The 2,030-nt window shown below is 71.6% G+C and carries 1 protein-coding gene; it reads left to right on the top strand.

Features of this window, described 5'->3' with window-relative positions:
- Positions 1–27 precede the first annotated feature (27 nt).
- Positions 28–2,030 (top strand): condensation domain-containing protein (locus tag ACWDRW_RS40265; RefSeq protein WP_451733554.1); only part of this gene is annotated, 2,003 nt, incomplete at its 3' end.

The raw sequence follows: 2,030 nt of genomic DNA, 5'->3' as shown, positions 1-2,030 counted from the left end.
CAGCAGACCTTCCTGCAGTGCTCCCCGGTGTCGTGGGACGCCTTCGCGCTGGAGGTGTTCGGGCCGCTGTTGCACGGCGGGGTGTGTGTCCTCCAGCCGGGGCAGCACACGGATCCGCAGCAGATCGCCGAGCTGGTGGAACGTCACGGCGTCACGTCGTTGCAGATGTCCGCCAGCCTCTTCAACCACATGCTCGACGAACACGCTTCGGTGTTCGCGCACTTGAGGGAGGCCATGACCGCCGGCGAGGCGGCCTCACCGACTCACGTGGCCCGCGCCCTGGAAGCCCACCCCGGCCTGCGCCTCCTCAATGGCTACGGTCCGGCGGAGAGCATGGGCTTCACGACGACCCACACCATCGGGGCCGAGCAAGGGGCGATCCCGGTGGGTGGGCCGCTGCTCGGCAAGCACGCGTATGTGCTGGACGAGAACCTGGCGTTGGTGCCGCCGGGTGTGCCGGGTGAGTTGTATGTGGCCGGTCACGGTCTGGCGCACGGCTACATCGGTCAGCCCGGGCTGACCGGGGACCGTTTCGTGGCCAACCCCTACGGTCCGGCCGGCTCCCGGATGTACCGCACCGGCGACTTGGCCCGCTGGAACAGGCAAGGCGCCCTGGAGTACCTCGGCCGCGGTGACGAGCAGGTCAAGCTGCGCGGCTTCCGTATCGAACCCGGCGAGATCGAGACGGCGTTGACCGCGCACCCCGACGTCCAGCAAGCCGCGGTCGTCGTCCGCGAGGACCGCCCCGGCGACAAACGCCTCGTCGCCTACGTGGTCGGAGCGGGTGTCGACACGGCCGCCGTACGCCGGTACACCGCGGCGCGCCTCCCCGAGCACATGGTGCCCTCCGCCTTCGTCGTCCTGGACGAGCTGCCCCGGACGGTCAACGGCAAGCTCGACCGCCGGGCCCTGCCCGCACCCGACCTCGACGCGGACAGCGGCGGCCGCGCCCCGCGCAACCCCGCCGAGGAGATCCTGTGCGGCCTGTTCGCGGCCACACTGGGCCTGTCGTCCGTCTCGATCGACGACCACTTCTTCCACCGCGGCGGCCACTCCCTGCTCGCCACCCGGCTCACTTCCCGGATCCGGGAGGCCTTCGGCGTGCGGCTCGGGGTGCGGGAGATCTTCCAGTACCCGACGGTCGTACGGCTGGCCGAGCTGATCGCGGTGAGCGGCACCGAGGAGGAGCGTCCCGCCCTGGTGGCGGGGGAGCGGCCGGAGCGGCTGCCGCTGTCCTCCGCTCAGCAACGGCTCTGGTTCCTGGACCAGTTGGAGGGACCGTCACCGACGTACAACATCCCCCTCGCCGTCTGGCTGACCGGCACGCTCGACAAGGAGGCGCTGCGCCGCGCCCTCCACGACGTGCTCGGCCGGCACGAAGCCCTGCGAACCTCGTTCCCCTCCGAGAACGGCACGCCTCACCAGGCGATCCGCTCCGCGACGGAGACCGACCTCGCGCTCCCGGTGACCCCGGTGACGGAGGAGTCCCTGCCCCGGACGCTGGCCCGTGCGGCCGGTGTGACCTTCGACCTCTCCGCCGATCTGCCCATCCGCGCGGATCTGCTGGAACTGTCGCCCGAGGAGCATGTGCTCCTGCTGGTGATGCACCACATCGCCTCCGACGGCTGGTCGAACGGCCCGCTCCTGCGGGACCTCGCCACCGCGTACGCGGCCCGCTGCCAGGGCGGTGCCCCCGCGTGGGCGCCGCTGCCGGTCCAGTACGCCGACTACACCCTGTGGCAGCGGAACCTCCTCGCCACCGATGAGGAGCGCCAACTCAACTTCTGGCAAGAGGAGTTGGCCGGGCTGCCTGAGGAGGCCACGCTGCCGGTGGACCGGCCGCGGCCCGCCGTCGCCTCCTATCGCGGGGCCACCCACAAGGTGACCGCCCCCGCCACCACGCACGCTGCCCTGACCGGGCTGGCGCGCGAGACCGGAACCACCCTGTTCATGGTCGCCCAGGCCGCGGTCGCCACGGTCCTGGCGAGGTGCGGTGCCGGAACGGATGTCCCGATCGGTTCGCCGGTCGC

Source organism: Streptomyces sp. NPDC003635 (assembly GCF_053587635.1).
This window is presented reverse-complemented; position numbering and strand designations above follow the sequence as displayed.